General features: G+C 58.1%; 2 protein-coding genes and 1 pseudogene. All 3 read right to left on the bottom strand.

Features of this window, described 5'->3' with window-relative positions; all coding sequences use genetic code 11:
• Positions 1 to 29: 29 nt before the first annotated feature.
• Positions 30 to 983 carry a LysR family transcriptional regulator gene (locus tag IVA74_RS10630; protein ID WP_247342592.1) on the bottom strand — a complete coding sequence of 318 codons (954 nt, stop codon included), beginning with the start codon at positions 981 to 983 and terminating at the stop codon, positions 30 to 32.
• Positions 984 to 1,053: 70 nt separating this feature from the next.
• Positions 1,054 to 1,686 carry an acyl-homoserine-lactone synthase gene (locus tag IVA74_RS10625; RefSeq protein WP_247342589.1) on the bottom strand — a complete coding sequence of 211 codons (633 nt, stop codon included), beginning with the start codon at positions 1,684 to 1,686 and terminating at the stop codon, positions 1,054 to 1,056.
• 54 nt (positions 1,687 to 1,740) lie between these two features.
• A pseudogene (locus tag IVA74_RS10620) lies at positions 1,741 to 2,115 on the bottom strand (IS3 family transposase); the annotation flags it as partial.

Genomic DNA, 2,115 nt, shown 5'->3' with positions numbered 1-2,115 from the left:
AGGAGCTTCCGGAAAGCGCGCCGCGCGCGTCAGCGACCACTCGAAGGCGATGGGTAGCGCTCAGAGAGCAACTTCAGGAATTCGTGCAGCGCCGGGTTTTCGTTATCACCGCGCCAATATGCGGAGAATTCCAGCCGGCTGGGACCCGTGCCGTCGCGCAGCTCACGGTAGACGAGGCCGGCAAAATTCGCCCCCATGTCGGATTCGAGCACGAAGCTTATTCCCGCCTTCATGCTGATCAGGCTCTTGATGATGCCGCGGCTCACATCGTGGCGCTCGATTTTAGGTCGATCGTGAGGGGACACGAGTTTCGACGTCAGAAGGATTTCGAATTCTGTTCCAAGGTCGTAGTGGCTGAGCAGCACCGTCTCGCCCCCCAGGTCGGTCCAGTAGACGGCTTCGCGGACGGCGAGAGGATGGTTCTGAGGCAAGACGATGAGAACGCGCTCGCTCCAGAGCGACATCACTTCGGTCTCAAACAAGGGCAGGCTCCCTGTGACAATCAGGATGTCGAGCGCGCCATTGCGCAGCCCCGTGGCAAGGCGCGTCCGCGACCGCTCGGACGTCGCAACTTCTATGAGGGGAACACGTTGGTTAAACTCTAGTAACGACGCCTGCAGATTGCCTGCCGAGAGCGATGTGCAGAAGCCAATCGCCAGGCGGCCAGTTTCGCAGTTCTGAACGTAGCTGGCGCTTGCAATCAGGGCATCAAATTCCTCCAAAATCGATCGAGCTTGGCGGAGCACGCCTAGCCCGGCCCGGGTTGGGCGCACACCTCCGCTATGGCGTACGAAAACAGCAATGCCCAAATGCTGCTCGAGCTCATCAATTCTACGGCTGAGGCTCGATTGTTGCGACTTCAGCAAAATCGCGGCCTGGCGGAGGCTACCGCAATCGGCCGCAGCAACGGCGAGCCTCAGGTGTTTCAGTTCGATTGCCTTACTGGCATGAATGGAGGTTCTTGATCGAGGTGGTTTGTGCATCATAAGTCTTAAACCAGATAGGTTTCCGCTCCAAATGTGCTGCGATGCCCTAATTGTACTTACTTCCAGATCAGGCGGGCGCTCCGATGACTGGAGCCCAGAGCACTGGACCTGAGATGTGTCCCGCTTTGCGGATACGATTGAGGGCATTGGGCGAGACTTCTAGGTATCCAGCAATGGCCTTGGTGTTTCCGAGAGGACGAGCTTTCCCGATCGGGCGGAGGGGCCACCCGGCGCGCCGAAGGATGCGCTCCATCCGGGCATCGGTGACAGTGACGATTTCGGTCAATTGATTGGAAAGGCCGAACTCAAGCATGCCGGCAAACAGCTCGTAAGTTGCCGTAGCAAGTCCGCCGCTCGCCTTCGGCGCATCGGACGGAACATCGAGCGCAAAGCGGCTGCTCTCCCATATCCGATCGGTTCGTGGCGCCGGCTGCCCGTCCAAGAGGATCGAGAACGTGCCTCTTAGCATGGTTGGGCCGACCGAAGGCAGCAGCCGGACGCACCCCTGAACACGCCCATCGATTGAGCGGTTCAGGAGATGAACTGGCCGAAGGACATCAAACTCGTCGACCTCCATGTCGCCGCTGCTCTCGACGTCCCAGGCCAAGCGCTGCCTGAAAACACGATACCTCAGTCGATGCATCTCCGAGAGATCATCGAGGAACTCGCCATAGTACTCAGGGGTAATGAGCTGCATCATGCTTACCTCTCCGGCTTGTTTTATTGAGCTGCACCCGGTTCTGTTGACACCGGCTTAAGCTAATCCGACCTTCCGTTCGAACTCCATAGGGCTCAGATATCCGATCGTCGAATGCCTTCGCTTCGGATTGTAGAAGCGCTCGATGTAGTCGAACACGTCGGCCTTGGCCTCGTTGCGTGACCGGTACACTTTGCGCGCTGTTCGCTCGGTCTTCAAGGACGAGAAGAAGCTCTCCATTGCAGCGTTGTCCCAGACATTGCCTGACCGGCTCATCGAGCAGACCACGCCGTGATCGGCCATCAGCCTCTGGAACTGTTCGCTGGTGTATTGGGCGGATTCAAACGGTCGTCGCAACACCAATTGTTTTCACTCATGACAGTAATTCGTCAAGCGCTTCTGCCGGCGTTTTCCAGCCCAGTGTCTTTCTCG

This window comes from Bradyrhizobium sp. 132 (genome assembly GCF_023074185.1).
Taxonomy (GTDB): Bacteria; Pseudomonadota; Alphaproteobacteria; order Rhizobiales; family Xanthobacteraceae; genus Bradyrhizobium.
The sequence above is the reverse complement of the archived record's forward strand: the minus strand, read 5'-3'. Positions and strand labels throughout refer to the sequence as shown.

What these genes read in the sequence shown, in the direction of transcription:
- IVA74_RS10625 (WP_247342589.1), bottom strand. Translation starts at nt 1,686, where the DNA reads ATGATGCAGCTCATTACCCCTGAGTACTATGGCGAGTTCCTCGATGAT.
- IVA74_RS10630 (WP_247342592.1), bottom strand. Translation starts at nt 983, where the DNA reads ATGCACAAACCACCTCGATCAAGAACCTCCATTCATGCCAGTAAGGCA.